Genomic DNA, 24451 nt, shown 5'->3' with positions numbered 1-24451 from the left:
CTGCGGGGCGCGGCTTCAGTCGGCCAGGGCGATGCTGAACGCGATGGGATTGCGCATGCTGTTGGCCACCGGCGAGTAGAAATTGGCCTGCTGGACGATCTCGTCGAGCACTTCGCGGCTGGCATCGCCCTCGACCAGGACCTTCACGCGGATTTCCTGGAAGCCCATCTGCTCCGGCTGCATCGGCGCGCCACCGGCGCCCCAGGCGGCCGGGTTGCCGATGTCCGCCTCGAGGAAGATTTCCAGCTTGCTCAGCTTCACCTGCTTCCAGGTGGCCACCGCGGTGATACCGACGGCCAGGCAACCGCCCAGGCCGGAGAGGACGATCTCGCCGGGCGCGGGCGCGGTGTCCTCGCCAAACAGATGCAGGGGTTCGTCGACCACCACCGGCTCGTGATCACCGACGTAGCTGAGGCTGCGGTACATGCCCTGCATGACCGTGTGGACCTTGTTGGTGCCACGGCTGCCGGGGTTGTTGCGGCCCTTTTCGGCGAAGGCCAGCAGGCCGTCGCGGTCGATCGGGCGAAGGTGGGTTTTCACGGTGGCGGGTGCGTTCATGCTGCTCTCCAGGTCCTGTCGGCGGGGCCGACGCAATGTCATGTGCTTGCGAAGGAGAAGAGCAACCGCTGTGCCAATGGCCGTTAATTTATTTTTTATCTTTTATTTTCAATGAATTAAGAGACAGCGACACGACGTCACAGCGACCGTGACAGGTTGCCGCAGACCGCCGCGGAAAACACTTTGTCGACAATGTCGACAAAGTGTTTTCTCAGGATTGCGCGACCAGCTTCTGCCAGCGGTAGTGGAACTGCCGGGCGGTCATGCCCAGGGCCTGCGCAGCGCGCGACTTGTTGCCGCCGCTGCGCGCCAGCGCCTGGCGCAAGGCATCGGCGCTATGAGAAGCGACCGACACGTAGGGCCTGACCGTGTCGCCATAGGCCGCCAGTGGCTCGGGCATTGCCATGGGCGACGTGGCCACCTCGCTTTCCTGGGGCAGGAAGCGCTCGACGTCGGCGGCGCTCAGCAGCGGATGGTCGGCCAGCAACACCATGCGCTCGACGACGTTAGACAGCTCGCGGATGTTGCCGGGCCAGGCATGCCGCTGCAGGCGCTTGATCGCCTCGGTGCTGAGGCTGACATTGCGCTGGTTGACCTGGTTGAGGTGATTGAGGAAATGCAGCACCAGCGCCGGGATGTCCGAGCGCCGCTCGGCCAGCGCCGGCAGGCGGATGGGAATGACGTTGAGCCGGTAGTAGAGATCCTGGCGGAAGCTGCCGGCGGCCACTTCCAGCTCCAGGTCGCGGTTGGTCGCCGCCACCAGGCGCACGTCGATGCGCAGTTCGCGCTTGGCGCCCAGGCGCGTCAGGGTGCCTTCCTGCAGGGTACGCAGCAGCTTGGTCTGCATCGCCAGCGGCAGCTCGCCGATCTCGTCGAGGAAGATGGTGCCGCCGTCGGCCTGCTCGAACCAGCCGGCACGCGCGCTCTGCGCACCAGTGAAGGCGCCACGCTCGTAGCCGAACAGCTCGGACTCGAACAGCGTGTCCGGGATCGCCGCGCAGTTGACCCGAATGAAAGGCTTGTCCCGGCGCGGGCTGGACAGGTGCAGCGCGCGGGCAAACAGCTCCTTGCCGGTCCCCGACTCGCCCAACAACAGCACGCTGGCCGAGGCATCGGCGACCCGCTCCAGCTCGGACAACGCGCGCAGCAGTTGTGGCGCGCTGCCGATGATCCCGTAGCGGCTGGTACGGGTCTCCAGCGCCCGCGCCAGAAGCGTGTTGCGCTGCTCCAGCGCCTCGGTCTTCTCCCGCAGGTGTTCCTGCAGATGCAGGATCTGCCCGGCGAAGGTGGCGAGAATACGCAGGATGGTGAGGTCGTCGGCCAACGGCCGGTTGCGCCGGCGAATCCGGTGGCAGGCCAACACGCCGATGGTGCGCTGGCCGATCTGGATCGGCAGCGCGATGTAGGAGACCGTGCCGGGCGGCAGGTTGCGGCGCTCGACCATGCGCCCGAGGAAGAGCGGGTCGTTGTCGATGTCTTGGACGATGATCAGTTGCCCGCGCGCCAACACCTTGCCGGTGATGCCCTCGTCCAGCGCATAGCAGCCACGGCCGATCTCGTCCTGGGTCAGGCCGTAGGCATAGCGAATACGCCCCTGCAGCCCGGCTTCGTCGAGCAGCACGATGCGCCCACGGTTCAGCCCGAGCAGTTCGGAAAGCAGGTGCAACATCTCGCGCAGCACCCCCTCCGGCGCGAAGTCACGCCCGGCGAGCGTGGTGACCTGCTGCAGCAGGAGCATCTCCTGGGCTCGCCAGTAGACCGGTGAGTCCTCGGGTTCCTTGTCACTGCTGGTCATCGGCATGTCTCGCATCGCACGGCATGGATGCCAAAGTAGGCGTGATTTTGCGAGGTGAGGCAAGCTGCCGCATCGCGCTAGGCCGGCAGGCTGCGCACCTCACGGCGCAACGCCTGAGGCGGGATGCCGAAGCCGCGCAGGAAGACCTCACGCATGTGCCGTCGATCACGAAAGCCGGTCTCCCGGGCGATGGCATCCAGGCTGTGGCGGCTCTGCTCGACCATCAACCGTGCCGCCTCCAGACGCAGGCTCTCGATGGCCTTGGCCGGCGACTGGCCGGTCTCGGCGGTGAATACGCGGGTGAACTGACGCGGGCTGAGATGAACTTGCTCGGCCAGTTCCTCGACGCTCAACGCCCGCTGCAGGTGCTGGCGGGCATAGTTCAGCGCCTGCTGAATGCGATCGGACTTGGGCGCCAGCGCGAGCATTTCCGAATGCTGCGACTGGCCGCCGGAACGCCGCTGGTGCATGACCAGTTTGTGCGCGACGGAACGCGCGACCTCCGCGCCCAGATCCTTCTCCACCATCGCCAGCGCCAGGTCCAGCGCCGCGGTCATGCCGGCAGAGGTCCAGATCGGGCCGTCGGTGATGAAGATGCGGTCTTCCTCGACCCGCACCGCGGGATGCAGCCGCTGCAGGGCCTTGGCATAGGCCCAGTGGGTGGTCGCCCGGCGACCGTCGAGCAAGCCGGCCTGGGCCAGCACGAAACCGCCGGTACAGACCCCCGCGACCCGCCGCGCCTGGCTACCGGCGAGGCGCACGAAGGCCAGCGTGTCGGAATCGGCGGAGGTCGTCAGCGGATCGTTGACCCCGGCGACCATCCAGGTATCGGCAAGCCCCGGAGCGCCGAAGGCACGGGTTTCCACGCACATCCCCAGGGAGGAGCGCACCAGGCCGCCCTTTGCCGAGAAATTCTCGATCACATAGAACGGCGCCTGCGCCACCCGGTTGGCGAATTCGAAGACCGTTTGCGAGGCCAGCGACATCACCTGGAAGTCGTCCGCCAACAGATAGCCCACCCGATGCATCGCGCCTCTCCTGCAATGTCTCAAAAACACACCTTAAACGTCATTTGAGACATTCGCCAGTCCACGCATGATGGCTCCACCCCAATCGATAGCGCCAAACGGAGCACAGCATGTCCACTCAAGCACTCGGTACCGCCCTGATCACCGGCGCCTCTTCGGGCATCGGCGCCCTTTACGCAGAACGCCTCGCCCAGCGCGGCTATGACCTGATCCTGGTTGCCCGCAACCGTGAACGCCTGAACGCACTGGCCACGCGGATCACCAGCGACACCCGGCGAGAAGTCGAGGTGCTCGCGGCCGACCTCGGCGAGCGCGCCGGACTGGCGCAGGTGGAGGCCAAGCTGCGCGAGGACGCCAGCATCACCCTGCTGGTGAACAACGCCGGCATCGGTACGCACACGCCGCTGCTGCAAAGCGACGTGGAGCAGATGACCCGGATGATCGAACTCAACGTCACCGCGCTGACGCGCCTGACCTACGCGGCGGTGCCGGGCATGGTCGCCCGCGGCCACGGCGGCATCATCAACATCTCCTCCATCGTCAGCCTCGCGCCGGAGATCCTCAACGGCGTCTACGGCGGCAGCAAGGCCTTCGTCACCGCCTTCAGCCAGTCCCTGCGGCACGAACTGGCAGACAAGGGCGTGCAGGTCCAGGCGGTGCTGCCGGGCGCCACTGCCACGGAATTCTGGGCCACCGGTGGCCTGCCGCTGGAACACCTGGACCCGGCCATCGTCATGCGCGCCGAGCAACTGGTCGACGCTGCCCTGCTCGACTATGCGCGCGACGAAGCGATCTCCATTCCCTCCCTGCACGACCTCGGCCAATGGCAAGCCTACGAGGCTCAGCGCCTGGCGCTGGCCAAGCAGTTGTCGAGCAACGTCCCCGCACCCCGCTACGCCACTCACTGAGAAGGAAACGACCATGAAACTCACGGGAAACACGATCTTCATCACCGGCGGCACCTCCGGCATCGGCCGCGGCCTGGCCGAAGCCTTCCACCGCCTGGGCAACCAGGTGATCGTCGCGGGCCGCCGCCAGGCACTGCTGGATGAAATCGCCGCCGCCAACCCGGGCATGGATACGGTGGCGCTGGACATCGGCGACCCGCAGCAGATCCAGGCCGTCGCCCGGCAGGTGATCGCACGGCATCCGTCGCTCAACGTGATTATCAACAACGCCGGCATCATGCCCTTCGACGACCCCAGTTCCGGCGCTCTGGACGATGCCCAGGCGGTGAGCCTGGTGACGACCAACCTGCTCGGTCCGGTGCGCGTCAGCGCGGCGTTCGTCGAGCACCTCAAGCGCCAACCGCAGGCATGGATCATCAACAACAGCTCGGTGCTGGCCTTCCTGCCGCTGGCGGCCACCGCGCTGTATTCCGCGACCAAAGCGGCGATGCACTCCTACAGCCTGTCGCAGCGATTCACCCTGCGCGACAGCTCGGTCGGGGTGCTGGAAATCGCTCCGCCCTGGGTGGATACCGACCTGGTCCACAAGAGCGGCGACCCGCGGGCAATGCCGCTGGATACCTTCATCAGCCAGACGCTGGGCAAGCTCGAACACGCTACCACCGAGGTACTGGTGGACGCGGTGGTGCCGCTGCGCGCCAACGTCGGCCCCAACGAGCATGCGCTGGTGAATCAGTTCAACCAGGCGCTGGTGGAGAACCCCATCCCGGTTGCCTGAACCGCCGGCAGGCCCTCGGGGCCTGCTTCTCTCCTCCGCTACGGAAGAAAAACCATGAACCACGGCATTCCCCGGGCCCCTCTGCTGGCGCTGCGTTTGCTGAGTCTGGCGTACTTCGTCCAGGCGGTCGGCGCGCTGTCAGTGGTCGGCAGCCTCGAGCCGATCGCCCAGGAGTGGGCGCTGAGCCCTGCGCAAAGCGCCCTGCTGATCACCGTCTTCGGCGTCAGCTTCGCCATCGCCGCACCGCTGTTGCAAGTGCTGCTCGGTCATCTGCCACGGCGCCGCCAGGTGTTGCTCGGCCTCGGTCTGTTCAGTACGGCGGCGTTGCTCTTCGCCGCGGCGCCCGACTATCAGACGCTGCTGCTCGCGCGGGTGCTGATGGGCATCGGCGCAGGCTTCATCGGTCCGGTCCTGGGCGCGCTCGGTTCGCACCTGGTGAGCCGCGAACAGCAGGGCTCGGCGATTGCCGTGGTGCTGATGGGCCTGAGCCTGGCCGGGCTAGCCGGCATGCCGCTGACCGCCTGGCTGGCGCACCTGTGGGGGGCTCGCAGCCTGTTCCTGGGCATTGGCCTGGCGGGTATCGCCTGTGCGCTGCTGATTCTCTACCGGGTGCCGGACCGGGTCGCCGGCGAACCCGCCTCGCTGCGCGCGATGCTCGGAATGCTCGGCGATCCGGGAGCGCTGAGCGCGCTGCTGGTGGTGTTCTTCGTCACTACCGGGGTGTTTTCCACCTACGCCTTCCTCGCGCCAGTGATCCGCAACGACTACCAGGGCGATGCCGTCGATGTATCCCTGGCGCTGACCGTGCTGGGCATCGCGGGCATCCTCGGCAACCTGCTGGTCACCCGTGCCGCCCGCTACCTGAGTGCGGCGCGTCTGCTGGTCGCTGGCATCGGCCTGCTGATGGTCGATGCCGCCTTCCTCTGGCTCGCACCACTGCAACTGGGCTACCTGCTGGCGGCGCTGGTGCTCTGGGCGCTGGCCACCGACATCGTCTGGCCCACCCAACAGCGACGCATGGTAGAACTGCGACCGCAGCAGCGCGGCATCGCCCTGGCGCTGACGGCCTCCTTCCTGTTCGGTGGCATCGGCCTGGGCTCGGCCATCGCCGGCTGGCTCTACCCGTTGTACGGCTATCAAGGCTTGCTCGCCGCCTCGCTGCTGTGCCTGGCGCTGGCGCTGGGTTGCGTGTCACTGTCAGAGCGCCAAGCCAGACGCGCGATGCTCGGCGCTGCAATCTGAAGCGCGTTCACCTCATCCCACAGGAGACTTGCTCATGAGCAGTCCGTTGATCGTAGTCGCCACCCTGGTGGCCCGAGCCGGCCACGCCGAAGCCGCTGAAGCCGCCCTGCGCGTGGCCGTGGAGGGCTCGCGGAAGGAAGCCGGATGCCTCGCCTACGACCTGCACCAGGACCTAGAAGAGTCCCGGCGCTGGGTCATGATCGAACGCTGGGAGAGCGAAGACGCGCTCCAGCAGCACCTGGCGGGCGAGGTGTTCCAGACCCTCGCCCAGGCGCTCGACGGGCGCGTGGACGTCGATATCAGAAAGCTCACCCGCCGGCTCTGACGCCAGCCAGGCGCTCACCGCCCACAGGCCGGCAACTCCCCCTGCAACGCATCCAGCCGCTCGCGCAATGCAGCGTGGAGCTGCTGCACGGCCGGCGAGTACTGCCGGCGGTGCGGGCAGACCAGGTTCAGCGGTGTCGCTTCGGTGGTGTACTGGCCGAGCAGCCGCTCCAGGCGCCCCGCCTGAACGTCCTCTCGCACATCCAGCCAGGACTTGTAGACCAACCCTTCGCCGGCCACCGCCCAGCGCCGCACGATGTCGGCATCGTTGCTGAACAGCGGGCCATTCACCGGCACCGCCTGCCCATCGAACTGCCAGCGGTCATGCACCCGGCCGCTGAGCGAATAGAGCAGGCAGCTGTGCCGCTGCAGATCCGCCGGCGTCTGCGGCCGCCCGTGGCGCTGCAGGTAATCCGGTGCGCCCACCAACACGCGGCGGTTCCACGGAGCCAACGGCAAGGCGACGTAGCTGGCATCCTCGAACACGCCGTAGCGCAGGGCGATGTCCACCGGATCGCGAAACACGTCGGCGACCTGATCCGAGGCCAGCAGCCGCAGGGTCAGCGCCGGGTGCGCGCGACGGAACTCGGAAAGCCAGGGCAGCAGCAGGTTGCGCCCCAGATCCGACGGCACGGAGACCTGCAGCATCCCCTGCAACTGCGGGCTCTGCCGGCGCACGCGTTCATCCCCCTCGCGCAACCGATCCAGCGCCTCCTGGGCGTAGGGCAGGTACAACTCGCCCTCGGCCGTCAGCCGCAGGCTACGGGTGGAGCGGGCGAACAGGCGGATATCCAGCTCGCGTTCCAGGCGCTTGATCGCGGCGGCCACCTGGCCGGGCAGCAGGTCGGCCTCGCGCGCAGCGTTGGAAAAGCTGCCCAGCGCGGCGGTACGGATGAACAGGTGCAAGTCTTCCAGGCGGAGCATTTTCACACCAGAAGTGAAAGTGTTGGCCGATTCTGCGGCTTTTTCTCCAGTCGAGGGAAGCCGAACATGCCACCACACCGCGCCCCGCGCAGCCCATCTCTGGAGTGAACCGCCATGAAAGCCATCGTCTTCACCGAACACGGCCTGCCGATCGACGACCCTCGCGCCCTGTTCGACAGCGAGTTGCCCGATCCTACCCCCGGCCCCCGCGACCTGCTGGTGGAGGTCCGTGCGATCTCGGTCAACCCGGTCGACACCAAGGTGCGCGCCGGCTCCGGCGCCACGCAGCAACCCAAGGTGCTCGGCTGGGACGCGGTGGGCGTGGTGCGTAGCGTGGGCGCGGAGGTGACACTGTTCCAGCCCGGCGACGAGGTGTTCTACGCCGGCGCCATCGACCGCCCCGGCAGCTACAGCGAGCTGCACCTGGTCGACGAGCGCATCGTCGGACGCAAGCCGCGCAGCCTCGACGACGCCAGCGCCGCGGCACTGCCGCTGACCTCGATCACCGCCTGGGAGCTGCTCTTCGACCGCCTCGGCATCGCGGAGCACGGCGGTGCCGGCAAGAGCCTGCTGATCATGGGCGCCGGTGGCGGCGTCGGCTCGATCCTCACCCAACTGGCACGCCGGCTGACGCAGTTGACGGTGATCGGCAGCGCCTCCCGCACGGAAACCCGCGAGTGGGTGACGACCCTCGGCGCGCACCATGTGATCGACCACAGCCAGCCGCTGGCCGCGCAACTGCAGCAGTTGGACATCGAGGCGGTGGACCATGTCATCAGCCTGACCCACACCGACAGCTACCTGCCGCAACTGGTCGAAGTCCTGCGTCCCCAGGGCAGCCTGGCGCTGATCGACGATCCGGCCAGCCTCGACGTGCTGCCGCTCAAACGCAAGTCGCTGGCGCTGCACTGGGAGCTGATGTTCACCCGCTCGCTGTTCCAGACCGAGGACATGATCGCCCAGCATCACCTGCTCAACCGGGTCGCCGAGCTGATCGACGCGGGCGTGCTGAAGACCACCCTCGGCGAGCACTTCGGGCGCATCGAGGCGGCCAACCTGCGCCGCGCCCATGCGCTGATCGAGAGCGGCAAGGCCCGCGGCAAGATCGTTCTCGAAGGTTTTTGAGGTCCGGGCAAACCACCAGGGCGAGTCAGCGGTCGGGGTGTCCGCCACTGACTCGCCGCGGCGACATCGCGTTGCGCGGCAACGGGACCTTGGCCAATACTGCCGGCCACCGCCCGCCAACCGATACGTCCGATGGATACCTCCGACACTGCCCGCTCCACCATCGCCCCACCCATCATCGCCTCGCCCGCTGAGCGCATCGAGGCGCTGGGCGGTGACCCGAACTTCATGAATTCGCTGGCGCGCGGCCTGGTGGTCATTCATGCCTTCCAGGAGCGCAAGCGGCACCTGACCATCGCCCAGATCAGCCACCGCACCGGCATCTCGCGGGCCGCCGTGCGCCGCTGCCTCTACACGCTGATCAAGCTCGGCTACGCGACCACCGACGGGCGCATGTACTCGCTGCTGCCCAAGGTGCTGACACTGGGCCATGCCTATCTGTCCTCGACGCCCCTGGCGGTGACCGCGCAGCCCCTGCTCGACCGCCTCAGCGAGGAACTGCACGAGGCGTGCTCGATGGCGACGCTGGAGGGTGAGGAAATCCTCTACATCGCACGCTCGGCAACGCCACAACGGTTGATCTCGGTGGACCTCTCCGTCGGCAGCCGCCTGCCGGCCTATTGCACGTCGATGGGGCGGATCCTGCTCGCGGCGCTGGATGACGTCGCCCTCGGGGAATACCTGGAACAGGCCGATTTGCAGGTGAAGACCCGGCGCACCGTGAGCAGCCGGCAAGCCTTGCTGGAGAGCATCCAGCAGGTGCGCCAGCAGGGCTGGGTGATCACGGACCAGGAGCTCGAAATGGGTTTGCGCTCGGTGGCCGTGCCGGTGCGCGACTCCGCCGGCCAGGTGCTGGCCGCGCTCAACGTCGGCACCCATGCCGGCCGCGTCAGCCGCCAGGAGCTGGAAACCCGCTTCCTGCCGAAGCTGCTCGAAGCGAGCGTCGAGTTGAGCGCCCGCCTGTTCCCCTGAGGCAACCCTACCCGTCCCCTCGCTGAGCCGGCAGCGCGCGGGGCGCTGCTGCGAGCGCGCTCAAGTTTCGTTCGATTACCGAACCACTAATCGAATATCGAATTGCGCGCCACGCCCCTGCTTCGTACCGTGAATCATCCTCCGGGCATCCCCCGCGATCGAGGTGGGTGCCAATGCCTGCCCGTCCAATAACAACAATACGGAGATCGTCACTTGAACCTTCCGGATCATTTGCCACAGCGGCAACGCCCCCTACAGCCCGACGCGGTCTCCCGCAGGGTTGCTCGTCTGCCGTCGTCCAGCCGCGTCGCCGCTAGCCGGCAGCTCCCGCGTCCGCGCGTGAAGCGGCGCTGAGCGGCCGCTCCCGCACCGGCTCGAACGAACCCTTCCTGCTGGCCGGCACAACGCCAGCTCCCGGCAACGCAGGCGCCTTGCGCGTCCCGAACAACGAGCGTACCCATGACCAGACCCCGAGTTCTCATCACCGGAGGCGCCGCCGGCATTGGCGCGGCCACCGCCGAACGCTGCCGTGCCGACGGCTATGAGCCGGTCATCATCGACCGGGTCGGCGACGGCATCCGCGCGGACCTGTCGGACCCCGAAGCCACCGCGGCCGCCCTCGAACAGGCGCTGGCCGATGGCCCGATCACCCGCCTGGTGAACAACGTCGGTGTGGTACTGCCCGCCGCGGTCGAGGAGCAGAGCCTGGCGGATCTGGAGCTGGCCTTCTCGCTCAACCTGCGCTGCGCCTTTCAATGCCTGCAGGCGCTGTTGCCCGGGATGAAGGCCGAGGGCTTTGGCCGCGTGGTCAACATGTCGTCCCGCGCGGCGCTGGGCAAGGACCTGCGCTCCGCCTACGCGGCCAGCAAGGCGGGGTTGCTCGGGTTGACCCGGGTCTGGTCGCTGGAACTGGGCGTACACGGCATCACCGCGAACGCCATCGGGCCGGGGCCGATCCGCACCGAGCTGTTCGACCGGGCCAATCCGCCCGACGCGCCGCGCACGCGCAAGATCATCGAATCGGTGCCGGTCAAGCGCGTCGGCACGCCGGAGGACGTGGCGCAGGCCGTGTCGTTCTTCCTCGATGAGCGCTCGGGATTCGTCACCGGGCAGACGCTGTACGTCTGCGGCGGGATGACGGTGGGGGTCGCCAGTGTCTGAGCACGCGCCCATCGCCATCGTCGGTGCCGGCAGCATCGGCGTAGCCTTCGCCCTGGTGTTCGCTCGCGCCGGCCTGAGCGTACGCCTCTACGATCCGGACCCGACGATGCGCGAGCAGGCGCCGACGCGCCTGCTGGAGCGCGCCCGCGGCCTGGCCGAGTTCGACCTGCTCGAAGAGCCGGCCGAGGCGCTGCTGGACAGGGTGCGCGTCTGCGCGGCGCTGGACGAGGCGGTGCGCGACGCAGCGCTGGTGCAGGAATGCGCACCGGAGCGGGTCGAGGTGAAGCGGGCGATCTTCGAGGATCTGGAGCGCCTGGCACCGGCGCAGGCGATTTTCGCCAGCTCGTCCTCCGCCCTGCCCGCCTCATCGTTCGCCGCCGAACTGGACAGCCGTTCGCGTTGCCTGGTCACGCACCCCGGCAACCCGCCGTACCTGCTGCCGGTCATCGAGATCGTGCCGGCCCCGTTCACCGAGGCCGCGGTCGTCGAGCGCTGCTGCGCGCTGTATGCCCGCGCCGCACTGCGCCCGGTACGCGTGAACAAGGAGCCGATCGGCTTCGTCTTCAACCGCCTGCAGGGCGCCGTGCTGCGCGAAGCCTATTGCCTGGTGCGCGATGGCGTGGCCTCGGTGGAGGACATCGATACCGTCATGCGCGACGGGCTGGGCCTGCGCTGGTCGGTCATCGGCCCGTTCGAAACCTCGGACCTGAACTACCGCGGCGGCATCGCCGAGCACGCCCAGCGGATGGCCGATGCCTACGCGCGAATGGGCAGCGAACGCGGCCAGGACGACGTCTGGAGCGAGGACATGGTAGCGGACGTGCAGGCTCAACGGCGGGCCCTGCTGCCGCTCGAGGACTGGGAGGCCCGTGTGCGCTGGCGCGACCGTGAACTGATGCACCTGGCGAGGCTGCGCAAGCAGCGACAGCGCGCGCGGGACTGAATCCGCAAGAACCCCACCACCCCAAGAAACACCGTTGCCGATGCCCGAGAGCCACGCGTTTCGTTCGCTAATCGCACAACTATTCGATTATCGGATTGATGGCCGGCTCACTCGGCAATAGCTTCCTAGCCAACCGGCGCAGCCGTGTGCGCCCTGCCAAGAGAGATGAGATCCAATGGCCGAATTCCTGCCCCTGAGCGAAGCCATCGCACGCTTCGTCGAAGACGGCGACAGCGTCGCCCTCGAAGGCTTCACCCATCTGATTCCCACCGCCGCCGCCCATGAGCTGATTCGCCAGAAGCGCCGCGAGCTTACGCTGATCCGCATGACCCCCGACCTGGTCTACGACCTGATGATCGGTGCCGGCTGCGCGAAGAAACTGGTGTTCTCCTGGGGCGGAAACCCGGGCGTAGGCTCGCTGCACCGCCTGCGCGACGCAGTGGAAAAGCACTGGCCCCGGCCCCTGGAGATCGAAGAGCACAGCCACGCCGACCTCGCCAATGCCTACGTCGCCGGCGCCTCGAACCTGCCGTTCGCGGTGCTGCGCGCCTACCAGGGCTCGGACCTGCCCAAGGTCAATCCGCTGATCAAGACCGTCACTTGCCCGTTCAGTGGCGAGGTCCTCGCGGCGGTACCGAGCCTGCGCCCGGACGTCACCGTGATTCACGCGCAGAAGGCCGACCGCAAGGGCAACGTGCTGGTACAAGGCATCCTCGGCGTGCAGAAAGAGGCCGCCCTGGCCGCCCGCCGCTGCATCGTCACCGTTGAAGAGGTGGTGGACGATCTGCAGGCACCGATGAACGCCTGCGTGCTGCCGAGCTGGGCTCTCACCGCCGTCTGCGTGGTGCCCGGCGGCGCGCACCCCTCCTACGCCCACGGTTACTACGCGCGGGACAACCGCTTCTACCAGGACTGGGACCCCATCGCCCGTGACCGGGCGGCCTTCGAGGCCTGGATCGACGAGTACATCCACGCAACCGAGGACTTCGCGCAATTCCTGCGGAAGATCGGCAAACAATCTCTCGCGGAGGCCCACTGATGAGTGCCTACACCACCCAAGAAATGATGACCGTCGCCGCCTCGCGGCGCCTGGGCAACGGCGACGTGACCTTCGTCGGCATCGGCCTGCCCTCCAAGGCCGCCAACCTGGCACGCCTGACCCACGCTCCGGAGGTGACGCTGATCTACGAATCCGGCCCGATCGGTGCCAAGCCCGACGTCCTGCCGCTGTCCATCGGCGACGGCGAGCTGGCCGAGACGGCGGATACCGTGGTGCCCACCGGCGAGATCTTCCGCTACTGGCTGCAGGGCGGGCGGATCGACGTCGGCTTCCTCGGCGCCGCGCAGGTCGATAGGTTCGGCAACATCAACACCACGGTGATCGGCGACTACCACGCGCCCAAGGTGCGTCTACCCGGCGCTGGCGGCGCACCGGAGATCGCCGGCAGCGCGAAAAGGGTGCTGATCATCCTCAAGCAGGGCAATCGCACCTTCGTCGACAAACTGACCTTCATCACCTCGGTGGGGCATGGCGAGGGCGGCGACCACCGCAAGCGCCTGGGGCTGCCGGGAGAAGGACCCGTGGCGATCATCACCGACCTCTGCGTCATGGAGCCGGAAGCGCCGAGCAACGAGTTCGTGGTCGTCTCGCTGCACCCCGGCGTGACCCGCGAGCAGGTGATCGAGAACACCGGCTGGCCGATTCGCTTCGCCGAGCCGCTGGGCGAAACCGCAGCGCCGCTGACCCATGAGCTCGAAGCCCTGCGCGCCCTGGAAGCCCGCACCGCCGCGGCGCACGGACAGAGCGGAGGTGGCGAATGAGCCGCGACGTCTTCGTTTGCGATGCCGTGCGCACGCCGATTGGCCGACTCAACGGCGCGCTCTCCGCGATACGCGCCGATGACCTGGCGGCCGTGCCGTTGCGCGCCCTGCTCGAACGTAATCCCGGCCTCGATCCCGACGCGGTGGAAGAGGTCTTCATGGGCTGCGCCAACCAGTCCGGCGAAGACAACCGCAACGTCGCGCGCATGGCGCTATTGCTCGCCGGTTTGCCGGCCAGCGTCCCCGGCGTGACCCTGAACCGTCTCTGCGCCTCGGGCATGGAGGCCGTCGGCACCGCCTACCGCGCCATCGCCCTGGGCGAGATGGACCTGGCCATCGCCGCCGGCGTGGAGTCGATGACCCGTGCGCCCTACGTGATGGGCAAGGCCGACAGCGCCTTCGGCCGCGCGCAGAAGCTGGAGGACACCACCCTCGGTTGGCGCTTCGTCAACCCGGCGCTGAAGGAGGCCTACGGCGTCGACAGCATGCCGGTGACCGGGGACAACGTGGCCGAGGAATATGCCGTCAGCCGCGAAGACCAGGACGCCTTCGCCCTGCGCAGCCAGCAGCGCACCGCGGCGGCTGCCGCGCGCGGCTTCCATGCCGAGGAAATCGTCGCGGTGACGATCCGCACGCGCAAGGGCGAGACGCGGGTGGAGGCCGACGAACATCCCCGGCCGGAAACCAGCCTCGACGGGCTGCAACGGCTCAAGCCGGTGAACGGTGCGGACCGGACGGTCACCGCCGGCAACGCCTCGGGACTCAACGACGGTGCCTCGGCGATGATCCTGGCCAGCGCTGAGGCCGCGCAGCGACACGGCCTGGTGCCCCGCGCGCGGGTGCTGGGCATGGCCAGCGCGGGCGTACTGCCGCGGGTGATGGGCGTCGGCCCGGTGCCGGCGGTGCGCAAGCTGCTCGCGCGTCTGCAACTGCGCATCGAGGACTTCGATGCCATCGAGCTCAACGAAGCCTTCGCGGCCCAGGGCCTGGCGGTGATGCGCGAACTCGGCCTGGCGGACGACAGCGACAAGGTCAACCCGAACGGCGGGGCCATTGCCCTGGGCCATCCGCTGGGCATGAGCGGCAATCGCCTGGTGCTCACCGCCGTACACCAATTGCACGCCAGCGGTGGCCGGCTGGCGCTGGCGACCCTCTGCGTCGGTGTCGGCCAGGGCCTGGCCATCGCCCTCGAACGCGTCTGAACACGGGCGGCGCCCCGGCGCCGCCCACCTGCCCCTCCCCCTGCGTCACTCGACGCGCGTCTGCTCCACCCGCGCGCCTCCCCTCTTCCCGCATTTCATCGCCTGACAGGACGCACCCCGGTCACGCCACGACTCGCGCTCCAGCGGCGTGCGCCAAGCTTCATGAGCAGTGGATTTCATGCTTTGGAGGAGCCGCAGCGGCAGGCTGATGCGACGGAGAGGACGAGGGGCGAAGCGGTGTAAGGCCGCACGCCCCGCGGCAAGAGCACTTGCGCGGGGCGTGGGATTCAGGCGGTGCGGCTGATGTGGTCCTGCCAGTAACGGCGGATGGCGAAGAACAGCGACAGCACGGTGAACGCGATGAACAGCCAGGTGATCGGGCCACGGAAGAAGATCATCGGATCGCCGCGACCGATCAGCAGCGTACGCCGCAGGTTGTCCTCGAACATCGGCCCGAGGATGAAGCCGAGCAGGAACGGCGCGGTGGCGAAGCCGGTGCGGTTGAACAGGTAGCCGACCACGCCGAACAGCAGCATCAGGCCGATATCGAAGACGCTGTTGTTCACCGCGTAGGCGCCGTAGACGCAGAACATCAGCACGATCGGCAGGAGGATCGCCTTGGGGATATCGGCGATCAGCGAGAAGTACTTGATCACCCCGTGACCGACGAAGAGCAACACCGCCGAGCTGAGCATGATCCCGCAGAACAGCGCGTAGACCAGCGTGAGGTTTTCCTGGAACAGCACCGGACCGGGCGTGAGCCCGTGAATCATGAAAGCGCCGAGGATGATCGCGGTGATCACGTCACCGGGAATCCCCAGCGACAGCAGCGGGATCAGCGTGGCGCCGGCCACGCCGTTATTGCCTGATTCGGAGGCCGCCACGCCTTCCAGCTCGCCCTTGCCGAAGTTCGCCCGGTTGCGCGAACGACGCTTGGCCTCGCTGTAGGAAATGAAGGCCGCGGCAGTGGCGCCGGTACCCGGCACCGCGCCGATGATCACGCCGATGAAGGAGCCGCGCACGATGGTCTTCAGGCTTTGCTTGAGCTCCTTGAGCGTCAGGCCGGCGCCGCTGGACATCGCGCGGACATGCGGGGCCGCCTTCTTCAGGTAGAAGTCGATCACCTCGGGCACGGCGAACAGGCCGATCAGCAGCGGCACGAACGACACCCGGTCCATCAGGTTGTAGTTGCCGAAGGTCAGCCGCTGGCTGCCGTAGACCACGTCCATGCCGACCGACGCGACGATGACGCCCAGTGCGGCGGCGATCAGCCCCTTGATCGCGGATTCGCCAGCAATCGAGATGATGATGGTCAGCGAGAAACAGATCAGCCAGAAGAACTCCGGCGGTCCGAAGTTCAGGGCGATCTTCGCCAGGTAGGACGCGAACAGGATCAGCGCCAGGTTCGACAGCACATCGGCGATGCAGGACGAGTACAGCGCCATCTGCAGCGCCTTCTTCGCCTTGCCTTGCAGCGTCAGCGGATAACCGTCGAGCAGCGTGCAGGCCGCCGCCGGCGAGCCGGGGGTGTGGATCAGAATGGCGGTGATCGAACCGCCATACATGCCGCCCTTGTAGATACCCACCAACAGCAGGATGGCCGTCACCGGCTCGAGGGAAAAGGTGAACGGCAGCGCCAGGGCGACCGCCATGGTGGCGGTCAGCCCGGGAATTGCGCCGACCACCACGCCGATCAGCACGCCTATGCCGATCGCGATGAAGTTGTCGACGCTGAGGAACAGGCTCAGGACTTCGGAAAGATGTTCCATGCGGTCACTCGCGAAAGGAGGGGGTTCAGTCCCACAACGTGCCGGAAGGCAGCGGGACGTTCAGCACGTGGATGAACAGCAGGCTCACCAGCCAGGGGAAGGCAAGCGCCAGCAGGTAGAGCCAGGGCTTGCGCACCGGGTGCGCCGCGAACAGCAGCAGGGTGGCGAGAATGCCGGCGACGATCGCGCCAAGCGACTCGAACGCCAGCCAGTAGACGCCGAGCCCCGCCAACATCAGCAACGGGCGCCAGGCCGGCGAACCCGCCTCGGCGGGTTCCTCCGAAACGGGCGCGGGCCGCAGGCAGCCCTCCAGCATCAGGGCCAGCGAGAGCACCACGATCACCCAGCCGGCCACGCTGGGGAGCCAGCGTGGCGACTGCATCGGACTCTGCACCATCGGTGCTTCTTCGATGTAGTTCGGCACCAGATAGAAGAGGAAGACCAGCGCGGCCGCCAGCCAGAACGCGCCGAGCAGGGTATTGAGGTTCACCCAGCGCACACGGGCGCTGGCGGCAACAGTGGTCATTGGCGTGCTCCCGCGCTATTTCAGGTCGGCCTGACCGGCGACACGCTGCCAGCGCTGTACGTCCTGGGCGACGTAGTCGCGGAAGGCATCGCCCTCCTGGGGCGCGGGAGTACCGCCGATCTGCGCGGCGAAGTCCGCGAAGCTCGGGTCGGCGATGACCTTCTCCAGCGCTTTCTGCAGGGTCTGTACCGCCTGTGCGGACATCTTCTTGTTGGCCACCAGGCCGAACCAGGCGTTGGTGACGAAATCGCTCAGACCCAGGTCGGCACCGACCTTGGACAGCGGTTCGACACCCGGCAGGTACGGCGAGGGCTCGGCCGAAGTCACCGCCAGCGCCCGCAGCTTGCCCGACTTGATGTGCGGCAGCACGGCGGGCATGTTCTCGAAGGACACGTCCACATCGCCGCTGAGCAATGCCGGCAGGGCCTCGCCGCTACCGCGGAACGGCACGTGGGTCATCTGGGTGCCGGTCATGCTCTTGAACAGCTCGCCGGACATGTGGATCGAGCTGCCAACCCCGGAGGAGCTGAAGGTCATTTCCTTGTTCTTGGCGGCTTCGACGAATTCGCGAACGCTGTGATACGGGCTGTTGGCCGGCACCACCATCACGTTGGGGATCTCGATGACGTTACGGATGAAGGTGAAGTCCTTCACCGGGTCGTACGGCAGGTTCTTGTAGATCACCGGGCCGATGGTATGACCGGGGGAGGCCATGAGGATGGTGTGGTCCGCGCCACGGGTGTCCCGCACCAGTTGGCCGGTAGCCACGGTGGAACCCGCACCGGGGCGGTTCTCGACGATCACCGTGCCGATCTCCTTCTGCAGCAGGTCGGCGACCTTGCGCGAGAGGATGTCGGTTGTACCGCCCGGCGCATAGGGCACGATCAGGCGGACGTTATCGGTGGGCCAGTCCTTCGCGTGGACCGCGGCCGTGAAGGGGAGCGTTGCGCCGAGGGCGAGCAGGCACAGCGTGCGCTTGATGCTTGGGATCATGATGCCTTCCTGTCTTGTAGTTGTTTTATGCGCGGCGCTGGCAACGCGGTTGGCAGCCGCCCGCCGGCCAGTCTTTCGATCGATAGCCGCTAAGGCCAGACCTTAAAGGATTGGCTCGACGCTGCCTCCCTCTGCGCGCAAGAGTCGTTCGATTACCGCACGGTTGTATTCCAATGGGACGGTAAACGAACTCATCGGCGCCTGTCGGACTTCACGTCCAGGCCATGGGCTGGTGCGCAGGGGTGAGCGGGACGAAGAGGAGCCCGCCCAGTCGTACCGCCGCCGATGAGGCGGAGCGCTCGACCCGCTTGGCGTGCTCGAAGTCAGGGGTGCTGCCGTGCAGGCTCCGCAGGGCAGTCAGTAGATGACGAGACTGACCGCGAGGCCGCCCGCGACGCACGCCAGGCTCGTGCCGAGGAGCGTCACCGAGCGCGCGGCAGGGCGTACCCGTTCTGCCTCGATGCCACGGCACTGACGAAGGTAACGGCGCTTGAGTGAGAGCATCGTCGCAGCGACGATCAAGCCCAATAGCGCTGCGGTAGTGACGACGCGTATCGGGTGGTCGGGGATGCGCCGGACCAGCAGGGCCATCAATACCAGGCAGGAGATCAGCGTTCGCCTCCACGTCAGTGCCGTGCGCTCGGGCTGGAGCCCGGGGTCCGTATGCAGCCTTCGCACAGGCGCCCGCTACACCAGCCGGACGGCCAGGAACAACGCGACGGCGATCAACCCGCAGGCTACCAGCGGTATGGGCAAAGGCAGCGGCAGCGGCCGCTTCAAGCGCAGCGCCCGTTCCACGCGGAACCAGCGAACGCAGGCGCTGGCACTGACCAGCATGGCCAACACCAGCAGGGCGATGGCCGTAGCCGTCCGCAGCCGCGACGCAAGCAGGTCGGTGGCGAACGCTTCCACCGCGATACCGGCAGCCATCAGCGCCAGCGCCGTGCGGATCCAGGCCAGGAAGGTTCGCTCGTTGGCCAGCGTGAAACGGGGATCCGGTTCACTCCCGACCCTGAGGGAGAAACGGGAAGACGCAGAAGGCTGCGGCATCGTCGGACGGACTCCTCAATGACTGATCCGATGGCGGGGCTGAGGCTTCCGGAGGTCAGCAGGTAGCCGAAAGATACGGCTCGATTGCCGCCAGGCCGGCGATGTCGCCGATGCCCGGCGCCTCACCGAGATGGGTGATGCCGTCTCGCACCTGTTGCAGGAAGGGCGCCAGTTCGGTCCGCAGTGGGTTCGGGTTGGAATCCACTTCGAGGGCACCGTCGCCGCCGGCTGCCGCGAGCAGATGGGCGGACGCGACCAGACCAATCCCGCCACCGAGGTAATGCGGAAAATAGCGGGCGCCTGCCGCAGTGATCGCGCCGGCCAGGGGCAGTCCCTTGCTGATCCCGCCCCATTTCGCCGCATCCGGCTGGACCACGGACAGTACCTGACTATCCAGCGCCTGCTGGAACGCGGCCTCGCCCAGGATGTTCTCCCCGGCCGCCAGCGCAATGGCGGTCATCTGCTTGAGCTCCCGCCACTGCGTCCACGGTGTGTTGCAGCGCAGCGGCTCTTCGATCCAGCCCAAGGCGAACGGCTCGAACTGGGGGAGCTGCGCTCTTGCGTCGGCGAGCGTCCAACCCTGGTTCACGTCCACCATCAAGCCGGCATCGCTACCCAAAGCACTGCGCAACGCATGCAGGTTGGCGACATCCCGATCGACGCCAAAACCGACCTTGAGCTTGAAGCGCGTGAAGCCGGCGGCCTGCATGCTGCTCGCCAGGCGTTCCGGATGAGTCGGATTGAGGCCGCTGGCGTAGACGGGAATCCGATCGCTCTGGCCGCCGAGATAACGCCACAGCGGTTGCCCGGCACGCCGCGCGCAGAGGTCCCAGAGCGCAAGGTCGATGCCCGCGATGCATTGGGCGAAGGGACCCGGCTCGGCGGACTGCAGCGCGAGCACGTCGGTGCCCGCGGTCAGCGCCTCGAGCGCCTGCTGCGGCGAGTCGAACGGCGTCGCGGTCAGCAACGGGCGGAAAACGCTGGCCACCAGTCGTGCGCGATGCTCGGCACCCACCATCGGGAAATTGCACCAGACCTCGCCCCAGCCCTGATGACCGTCGCTATCGGTGACGCGCACCAGCACCATAGGGCGGTCCAGCATGATCCCGAACGAGGTTTGCACGGGGGATTCCAGCGGGCAGCGGTAGACGAAGGCTGCGACCTCTCGGATGGCGATCTGATTGTTCATTTTTTTAGATCCATTTCGAGGTGGATGTAGTCACCGCGGTAGGTCGCCTCGGCAACGTAGATGATGGTCCGGTCGGATGCCGTAAGAACGCGCCGCACATTGGCGATCGGGTCGCCGAGCGGCAGGTCCAGCAGCCGCGAAGTTTCCAGGTCCGCCTTGGCGATGGTGATGCTCTGCTTGGCGCCGGCGATGCTGACGTCCGGCAGCGAGACGAGGACCGGAAGAATGACTTCGCTGCGAAAGCGCTCCTCGGCCTGCAGAAAAACGCGCTCATCCAGGTAGATGGAAATGACGCAGTACTTCACCCCATCGCGGGTGTGGACACGGCGCAGGTGCTGGTAGGACGGCGCCGGCGTGCCGTCAAGGTCATTGAGGCAGAGCGGCGCGGTGGAGTCGGAGATATTGGTCAGCAGCGGCTTGTCGCCACGGTAGGCCTCCACCAGCGCATCGAGCGTCGTTTCGACTTTCAGCGGGTTTCGCTTGTCCGGCCCCTTCAATACCAGAGTGCCGAAGCCCCGCTGGACCTGGACCAGGCCGGAACTGCTGAGCAATTGCATGGCCTGGCGCACGGTGACCCGCGACACGGAGAACTCCTCCATGAGTTTCTCGATGCTCGGCACCAGACTGCCCTCGGGCCAGATCTGCCGGTCGATGCGGTAGCGGAAGATGTCCGCCAACTGCACGTAGATGGGGATCGGGCTGGCATCGAAGAACCGGGGCTTGCCGCTCTTTTCACTCATGCTCGGTCACCGCCGGGGCACCCGCCCGATTCAGTTGCGCGGTTTCACCTTCCATCCAGCATCGCATCAGCAGCATTCGTCTCTTCCCACCCGGTAACGCGCGCGACTCGGCAGCGCGGCTCTTCACGAAAAACGTTGACAGCAACGCTAGCATGTGGAAACGTCTCAAACAAGAGACGTCCTAACATTAGGACTTTATGATCTTAAGGCCTGAACGTCCCCAGGTTCACGCCACGACAACAACATCGATCCGAACAGTCGAGGAACCCTAACGTGTCCGAAACCTACGACTACATCGTGGTAGGCGCGGGGTCGGCGGGATGCATCGTCGCCAACCGCCTTTCCGCAGATCCCAACCATCGCGTCCTGCTCCTCGAGGCCGGCGGCTGGAACCGAAACTTCTGGCTGCACTTGCCCGTGGGCTACTTCCGCTCGATCTACGACGAACGCTTCTCCCGTCTGTTCGACACCCAACCCTCGGAAGGCACCGCAGGGCGCAACATCGTCTGGCCGCGTGGGCGCGTCATGGGGGGCTCCAGCTCGATCAACGGGCTGATCTTCATTCGCGGCCAGAAAGAAGACTTCGACGGCTGGGCTGCCCAGGGCGCCACGGGCTGGTCGTACAAGGAGGTCCTGCCGTATTTCCGCAAGCTCGAACGCTACGCCAAGGGCGCTAACGCAGAGCGCGGGGATACGGGAGAACTGGGGGTCTCCGACCTTCGCCACGATCACCCGTATTGCGCGGCCTGGGTCACGGCCGCGCAGCAATACGGCCTGCCGTACAACCCCGACTTGAATGGCGCCAATACGCTGGGCGTCGGTGCCTACCAGCTCAGCCTCAAGGGCCGTTGGCGCTGCAGCTCCGCTACCGCCTTCATAAAGCCGATCCGCAATCGCCCCAACCTGACCATCCGCACCGGGGCGCAAGTGACCCGCGTGCTCTTCGAGGGGAAGCAGACACAGGGCGTGGCCTGGCGGGAGAACGGCAAGCTCCACCAGGCACTGGCGAGCCGCGAGGTGATCCTGTCTTCCGGGGCGATCCAGACCCCCCAGTTGCTGATGCTGTCCGGCATCGGCCCCGCCGAACACCTGCGCGAACACGGCATCGCACTCGTGCACGACGCGCCCGAGGTCGGCAGCAACCTGCAGGACCATTACCAGATGCGGGTGACCTATCGCCTGCGCAAGAAGGTCTCGCTCAACACCGACGTGCGCAACCCCCTCAAGCTCGTGGAGATGGGACTGCTATGGCTGTTCAGGTCTTCTGGCCCGCTGACCGTCGGCGCAGGTCAGGTGGGCGGTAGCGCGTGCACGCCCTATGCCGACGGGGAGCGCCCGGACGTGCAGTTCAACGTCATGCCGCTCACCGTCGATAAACCCGGCGCCCCGCTGCACCGCTATCCGGGCTTCACCGCGTCCGTCTGGCAGTGCCACCCGCGCTCTCGCGGAACGATCCGCCTGGCCTCGGCCGATCCTGCCGCGGCCCCGGTGATCGACCCACGCTACTTCTCCGACCCGTTCGACCGCAAGGTCATGGTCGAGGGCATCAAGATCCTGCGGGACATCGCCAACCAGCCGGCCTTTCGCGAGCTCTGGGAAGCCGAGCTGGAGCCCGGCCAGGCGGCCGCCTCCGACGAACAGATCTGGGAAGCGATTCGCCAACGTGGCGGCACGGTATTCCACTGCGTCGGGACCTGTCGCATGGGCAGCGACCCACGCGCGGTCGTCGACCCGCAACTACGGGTATGTGGCGTCAGCGGACTGCGCGTGATCGACGCATCGGTGATGCCGATCGTGACCTCGGCCAATACCAACGCCGCGTCGCTGATGATCGGCGAAAAGGGTGCGGACCTGCTGCTACGGGCGGCCAACGAACAAGAAACCGCGGTACCCGTGCATGCCGCGCTAGCGATTACGGAGGAGATCAAATGAAATTCGACTACGTGAAAGAAGCCGCGCAGGGCGGCATCTTCGAGACACGCAATCCTGCCCGACCGGAGGAGCGCGTGGGACGCTATGCCGACGTTACGGACTTCGCCAGCGCCGACCCACTGATCGACAAGGCTCGCCAGGCGCAGGCCGAATGGGCCACGGTGCCCGGCGTGCAGCGCGGGGACCTGCTGAACCGCTACCTGAGCAAGGTGGAGGCGCATGTCGAACCGATCGCCGAAGCCATCTCGCTGGAGCAGGGCAAGACGCTGCTCGAAGGCCGTAACGAAACCCTGAAGGGCTGCGCGGAAGGTCGCTTCATCGCCGCCGAGGCCGCTCGGCAACAGGTGCAGCCCGTCGCAGCGGCGCGCCGCAACGTGCGCAACCTGATCCTGCACCGCCCGCGCGGCACGATCTTCGCCATCAGCCCGTGGAATTTCCCGGCGATGACGCCTTTGCGCAAGCTGTGTCCGGCGATCGCGTTCGGCAATGCGATGCTCATCAAACCCTCGCAGTTCACGCCGGCTGCCGCCTTCATGCTGGCTGAGCTGGCCACGGAGTTCTTCCCTGAAGGACTGCTGCAGGTCATGCCGTGCGCAGGGCGATTCGCCAGCGAACTGGTGGCTTCCGGTCGCTTCGACGGAGTCAGCTTCACCGGCTCCGTGGACGTGGGCCGGAAGGTCGCGCAGGCCGCTGCCACGAGCCTGATCCCGGCGCAACTGGAACTGGGCGGCAAGAACGCCGTGATCATCAATGATGCCGTCGATCTGCAGCACTGCCTGGACCAGGTCTTCGCCGCTGCCTTCCAGACCGGCGGGCAACGCTGCACGAGCATCAGCCGGGTGCTGGTCAAACGGGAGCTCCAGGACGCAGTGGTGGACGGACTCGTGGCCCGTGCGCGCCAGTTGAAACTCGGCGATGGAACCGCAGCAGGCACCGGCATGGGACCACTGTGCAATGCCGAGCACTGGCGGACCGTGCAGGCCATGACGGCCCAGGCGGTCGAGGAAGGCGCCGAACTGATCACTGGCGGCAAGGTGGTCGCCATCGACGACTGTCCGGGCGGCTATTTCTACGAAGCAACCGTGCTGAACAACGCACAGCGCTCGGCGACCGCCAGCCGCGAGGAAATCTTCGGCCCGGTGCTCTCGGTCATGCCTTACGACTCCTTCGACGAGGCGCTGGTGATGCTCAATGACACGCGCTACGGACTGACCTCGAGCCTGTTCTCCGACTCTCACCGGCTGATCCAGCGCTTCCTCCAGGAAAGCCAGCACGGCATGTTGCACGTCAACAACGGCACCGTACCGGACGTGAACATGCCCTTCGGCGGCATGAAGGCCTCCGGCGTCGGCGCCTACTCGGTGGGGGCCTCGGTCGCCGCGTTCTACACCATAGAGCAATCAGCCTACCTCGCCTGGTGAGGTAGCACTTGCGTGCTTTCGGGCCGCTGATCGGCGGTCCGCAGTTCGAT

24 protein-coding genes are annotated in these 24451 nt (G+C 66.9%); 13 read left to right on the top strand and 11 right to left on the bottom strand.

All coding sequences use genetic code 11. The features are described from left to right. Positions 1-15 precede the first annotated feature (15 nt). The 3 genes from ACYRGX_RS04075 to ACYRGX_RS04065 all read right to left on the bottom strand — a co-directional run bounded on the left by ACYRGX_RS04075 (position 16) and on the right by ACYRGX_RS04065 (position 3381). Complete coding sequence (locus ACYRGX_RS04075) at positions 16-558, bottom strand: OsmC family protein (protein WP_473055338.1); 543 nt, start codon at positions 556-558, stop codon at positions 16-18. 211 nt (positions 559-769) lie between these two features. Next, entirely contained in the window at positions 770-2353 is a 1584-nt protein-coding gene (locus ACYRGX_RS04070) for a sigma-54 interaction domain-containing protein (RefSeq protein WP_473055337.1), read from the bottom strand. Between the two features lie 77 nt (positions 2354-2430). Continuing rightward, positions 2431-3381 (bottom strand): GlxA family transcriptional regulator, encoded by a 951-nt coding sequence (locus tag ACYRGX_RS04065; protein ID WP_473055336.1) that lies wholly within the window; start codon positions 3379-3381, stop codon positions 2431-2433. Between the two features lie 110 nt (positions 3382-3491). Between ACYRGX_RS04065 and ACYRGX_RS04060 the strand changes: the two genes are divergently transcribed. From ACYRGX_RS04060 to ACYRGX_RS04045, 4 genes are read left to right on the top strand one after another with little or no spacing between them, the layout of a single operon-like run. Beyond that, a complete protein-coding gene (locus ACYRGX_RS04060; protein WP_473055335.1) occupies positions 3492-4289 on the top strand; it encodes an SDR family NAD(P)-dependent oxidoreductase in 798 nt (265 codons plus the stop codon). A gap of 13 nt (positions 4290-4302) precedes the next feature. Further along, positions 4303-5067, top strand: a complete 765-nt coding sequence (locus ACYRGX_RS04055; RefSeq protein WP_473055334.1) for an SDR family oxidoreductase — start codon at positions 4303-4305, stop codon at positions 5065-5067. Between the two features lie 54 nt (positions 5068-5121). Continuing rightward, entirely contained in the window at positions 5122-6309 is a 1188-nt protein-coding gene (locus ACYRGX_RS04050; protein ID WP_473055333.1) for an MFS transporter, read from the top strand. A gap of 34 nt (positions 6310-6343) precedes the next feature. After that, a complete protein-coding gene (locus ACYRGX_RS04045) occupies positions 6344-6634 on the top strand; it encodes a putative quinol monooxygenase (protein WP_473055332.1) in 291 nt (96 codons plus the stop codon). 14 nt (positions 6635-6648) lie between these two features. Here ACYRGX_RS04045 and ACYRGX_RS04040 read toward each other — a convergent pair whose 3' ends face one another. Next, the gene (locus tag ACYRGX_RS04040; RefSeq protein WP_473055331.1) at positions 6649-7557 is read right to left on the bottom strand and encodes a LysR family transcriptional regulator; all 909 of its coding nucleotides are present in this window, start codon (positions 7555-7557) and stop codon (positions 6649-6651) included. Between the two features lie 114 nt (positions 7558-7671). Here ACYRGX_RS04040 and ACYRGX_RS04035 point away from each other — a divergent pair, with 114 nt between their 5' ends. The 7 genes from ACYRGX_RS04035 (at position 7672) to pcaF (ending at position 14781) form a co-directional block, all read left to right on the top strand. Then, the gene (locus ACYRGX_RS04035; protein ID WP_473055330.1) at positions 7672-8682 is read left to right on the top strand and encodes a zinc-binding alcohol dehydrogenase family protein; all 1011 of its coding nucleotides are present in this window, start codon (positions 7672-7674) and stop codon (positions 8680-8682) included. A gap of 132 nt (positions 8683-8814) precedes the next feature. Then, on the top strand, positions 8815-9654 hold the full coding sequence (locus ACYRGX_RS04030; protein WP_473055329.1) for an IclR family transcriptional regulator domain-containing protein: 840 nt from the start codon (positions 8815-8817) through the stop codon (positions 9652-9654). 459 nt (positions 9655-10113) lie between these two features. Then, positions 10114-10815, top strand: a complete 702-nt coding sequence (locus tag ACYRGX_RS04025) for an SDR family oxidoreductase (protein WP_473055328.1) — start codon at positions 10114-10116, stop codon at positions 10813-10815. Continuing rightward, complete coding sequence (locus ACYRGX_RS04020; RefSeq protein WP_473055327.1) at positions 10808-11758, top strand: 3-hydroxyacyl-CoA dehydrogenase; 951 nt, start codon at positions 10808-10810, stop codon at positions 11756-11758. The genes ACYRGX_RS04025 and ACYRGX_RS04020 overlap by 8 nt, the downstream gene beginning before the upstream one ends. Before the next feature lie 175 nt (positions 11759-11933). Continuing rightward, entirely contained in the window at positions 11934-12797 is an 864-nt protein-coding gene (locus ACYRGX_RS04015) for a CoA transferase subunit A (RefSeq protein ID WP_473055326.1), read from the top strand. Then, complete coding sequence (locus tag ACYRGX_RS04010; RefSeq protein ID WP_473055325.1) at positions 12797-13579, top strand: CoA-transferase subunit beta; 783 nt, start codon at positions 12797-12799, stop codon at positions 13577-13579. The genes ACYRGX_RS04015 and ACYRGX_RS04010 overlap by 1 nt, the downstream gene beginning before the upstream one ends. Then, entirely contained in the window at positions 13576-14781 is a 1206-nt protein-coding gene (pcaF, locus tag ACYRGX_RS04005) for a 3-oxoadipyl-CoA thiolase (protein WP_473055324.1), read from the top strand. Before ACYRGX_RS04010 ends, pcaF begins: the two co-directional genes overlap by 4 nt. Positions 14782-15068: 287 nt before the next feature. On the opposite strand, the gene ACYRGX_RS04000 is transcribed toward pcaF, so the two are convergent. The 7 genes from ACYRGX_RS04000 to ACYRGX_RS03970 all read right to left on the bottom strand — a co-directional run bounded on the left by ACYRGX_RS04000 (position 15069) and on the right by ACYRGX_RS03970 (position 21048). Next, positions 15069-16550 carry a tripartite tricarboxylate transporter permease gene (locus ACYRGX_RS04000; protein WP_473055323.1) on the bottom strand — a complete coding sequence of 494 codons (1482 nt, stop codon included), beginning with the start codon at positions 16548-16550 and terminating at the stop codon, positions 15069-15071. A 25-nt stretch (positions 16551-16575) separates the two neighbouring features. After that, positions 16576-17076, bottom strand: a complete 501-nt coding sequence (locus ACYRGX_RS03995; RefSeq protein WP_473055322.1) for a tripartite tricarboxylate transporter TctB family protein — start codon at positions 17074-17076, stop codon at positions 16576-16578. A gap of 15 nt (positions 17077-17091) precedes the next feature. Beyond that, entirely contained in the window at positions 17092-18069 is a 978-nt protein-coding gene (locus ACYRGX_RS03990; protein ID WP_473055321.1) for a Bug family tripartite tricarboxylate transporter substrate binding protein, read from the bottom strand. A 357-nt stretch (positions 18070-18426) separates the two neighbouring features. After that, positions 18427-18747 (bottom strand): DUF202 domain-containing protein, encoded by a 321-nt coding sequence (locus ACYRGX_RS03985; protein ID WP_473055320.1) that lies wholly within the window; start codon positions 18745-18747, stop codon positions 18427-18429. Positions 18748-18756: 9 nt separating this feature from the next. Further along, positions 18757-19119 (bottom strand): YidH family protein, encoded by a 363-nt coding sequence (locus tag ACYRGX_RS03980; protein WP_473055319.1) that lies wholly within the window; start codon positions 19117-19119, stop codon positions 18757-18759. Between the two features lie 55 nt (positions 19120-19174). Continuing rightward, positions 19175-20308, bottom strand: a complete 1134-nt coding sequence (locus ACYRGX_RS03975; RefSeq protein WP_473055318.1) for a mandelate racemase/muconate lactonizing enzyme family protein — start codon at positions 20306-20308, stop codon at positions 19175-19177. After that, the gene (locus ACYRGX_RS03970; RefSeq protein ID WP_473055317.1) at positions 20305-21048 is read right to left on the bottom strand and encodes a GntR family transcriptional regulator; all 744 of its coding nucleotides are present in this window, start codon (positions 21046-21048) and stop codon (positions 20305-20307) included. Before ACYRGX_RS03970 ends, ACYRGX_RS03975 begins: the two co-directional genes overlap by 4 nt. A gap of 273 nt (positions 21049-21321) precedes the next feature. Between ACYRGX_RS03970 and ACYRGX_RS03965 the strand changes: the two genes are divergently transcribed. Continuing rightward, the gene (locus tag ACYRGX_RS03965) at positions 21322-22980 is read left to right on the top strand and encodes a GMC family oxidoreductase (protein ID WP_473055316.1); all 1659 of its coding nucleotides are present in this window, start codon (positions 21322-21324) and stop codon (positions 22978-22980) included. After that, a complete protein-coding gene (locus ACYRGX_RS03960) occupies positions 22977-24401 on the top strand; it encodes an aldehyde dehydrogenase family protein (RefSeq protein ID WP_473055315.1) in 1425 nt (474 codons plus the stop codon). The genes ACYRGX_RS03965 and ACYRGX_RS03960 overlap by 4 nt, the downstream gene beginning before the upstream one ends. Positions 24402-24451: the final 50 nt, after the last annotated feature.

This window comes from Pseudomonas sp. R4-15 (assembly GCF_055768815.1).
The sequence above is the reverse complement of the archived record's forward strand: the minus strand, read 5'-3'. Positions and strand labels throughout refer to the sequence as shown.

What these genes read in the sequence shown, in the direction of transcription:
- ACYRGX_RS04000 (WP_473055323.1), bottom strand. Translation starts at nt 16,550, where the DNA reads ATGGAACATCTTTCCGAAGTCCTGAGCCTGTTCCTCAGCGTCGACAAC.
- ACYRGX_RS04070 (WP_473055337.1), bottom strand. Translation starts at nt 2,353, where the DNA reads ATGACCAGCAGTGACAAGGAACCCGAGGACTCACCGGTCTACTGGCGA.
- ACYRGX_RS03990 (WP_473055321.1), bottom strand. Translation starts at nt 18,069, where the DNA reads ATGATCCCAAGCATCAAGCGCACGCTGTGCCTGCTCGCCCTCGGCGCA.
- ACYRGX_RS04065 (WP_473055336.1), bottom strand. Translation starts at nt 3,381, where the DNA reads ATGCATCGGGTGGGCTATCTGTTGGCGGACGACTTCCAGGTGATGTCG.
- ACYRGX_RS03975 (WP_473055318.1), bottom strand. Translation starts at nt 20,308, where the DNA reads ATGAACAATCAGATCGCCATCCGAGAGGTCGCAGCCTTCGTCTACCGC.
- ACYRGX_RS03980 (WP_473055319.1), bottom strand. Translation starts at nt 19,119, where the DNA reads ATGCCGCAGCCTTCTGCGTCTTCCCGTTTCTCCCTCAGGGTCGGGAGT.
- ACYRGX_RS04040 (WP_473055331.1), bottom strand. Translation starts at nt 7,557, where the DNA reads ATGCTCCGCCTGGAAGACTTGCACCTGTTCATCCGTACCGCCGCGCTG.
- pcaF (WP_473055324.1), top strand. Translation starts at nt 13,576, where the DNA reads ATGAGCCGCGACGTCTTCGTTTGCGATGCCGTGCGCACGCCGATTGGC.
- ACYRGX_RS04050 (WP_473055333.1), top strand. Translation starts at nt 5,122, where the DNA reads ATGAACCACGGCATTCCCCGGGCCCCTCTGCTGGCGCTGCGTTTGCTG.
- ACYRGX_RS03970 (WP_473055317.1), bottom strand. Translation starts at nt 21,048, where the DNA reads ATGAGTGAAAAGAGCGGCAAGCCCCGGTTCTTCGATGCCAGCCCGATC.
- ACYRGX_RS03960 (WP_473055315.1), top strand. Translation starts at nt 22,977, where the DNA reads ATGAAATTCGACTACGTGAAAGAAGCCGCGCAGGGCGGCATCTTCGAG.
- ACYRGX_RS04045 (WP_473055332.1), top strand. Translation starts at nt 6,344, where the DNA reads ATGAGCAGTCCGTTGATCGTAGTCGCCACCCTGGTGGCCCGAGCCGGC.
- ACYRGX_RS04010 (WP_473055325.1), top strand. Translation starts at nt 12,797, where the DNA reads ATGAGTGCCTACACCACCCAAGAAATGATGACCGTCGCCGCCTCGCGG.
- ACYRGX_RS03995 (WP_473055322.1), bottom strand. Translation starts at nt 17,076, where the DNA reads ATGACCACTGTTGCCGCCAGCGCCCGTGTGCGCTGGGTGAACCTCAAT.
- ACYRGX_RS04075 (WP_473055338.1), bottom strand. Translation starts at nt 558, where the DNA reads ATGAACGCACCCGCCACCGTGAAAACCCACCTTCGCCCGATCGACCGC.
- ACYRGX_RS04035 (WP_473055330.1), top strand. Translation starts at nt 7,672, where the DNA reads ATGAAAGCCATCGTCTTCACCGAACACGGCCTGCCGATCGACGACCCT.
- ACYRGX_RS04060 (WP_473055335.1), top strand. Translation starts at nt 3,492, where the DNA reads ATGTCCACTCAAGCACTCGGTACCGCCCTGATCACCGGCGCCTCTTCG.
- ACYRGX_RS04015 (WP_473055326.1), top strand. Translation starts at nt 11,934, where the DNA reads ATGGCCGAATTCCTGCCCCTGAGCGAAGCCATCGCACGCTTCGTCGAA.
- ACYRGX_RS04055 (WP_473055334.1), top strand. Translation starts at nt 4,303, where the DNA reads ATGAAACTCACGGGAAACACGATCTTCATCACCGGCGGCACCTCCGGC.
- ACYRGX_RS04025 (WP_473055328.1), top strand. Translation starts at nt 10,114, where the DNA reads ATGACCAGACCCCGAGTTCTCATCACCGGAGGCGCCGCCGGCATTGGC.
- ACYRGX_RS04030 (WP_473055329.1), top strand. Translation starts at nt 8,815, where the DNA reads ATGGATACCTCCGACACTGCCCGCTCCACCATCGCCCCACCCATCATC.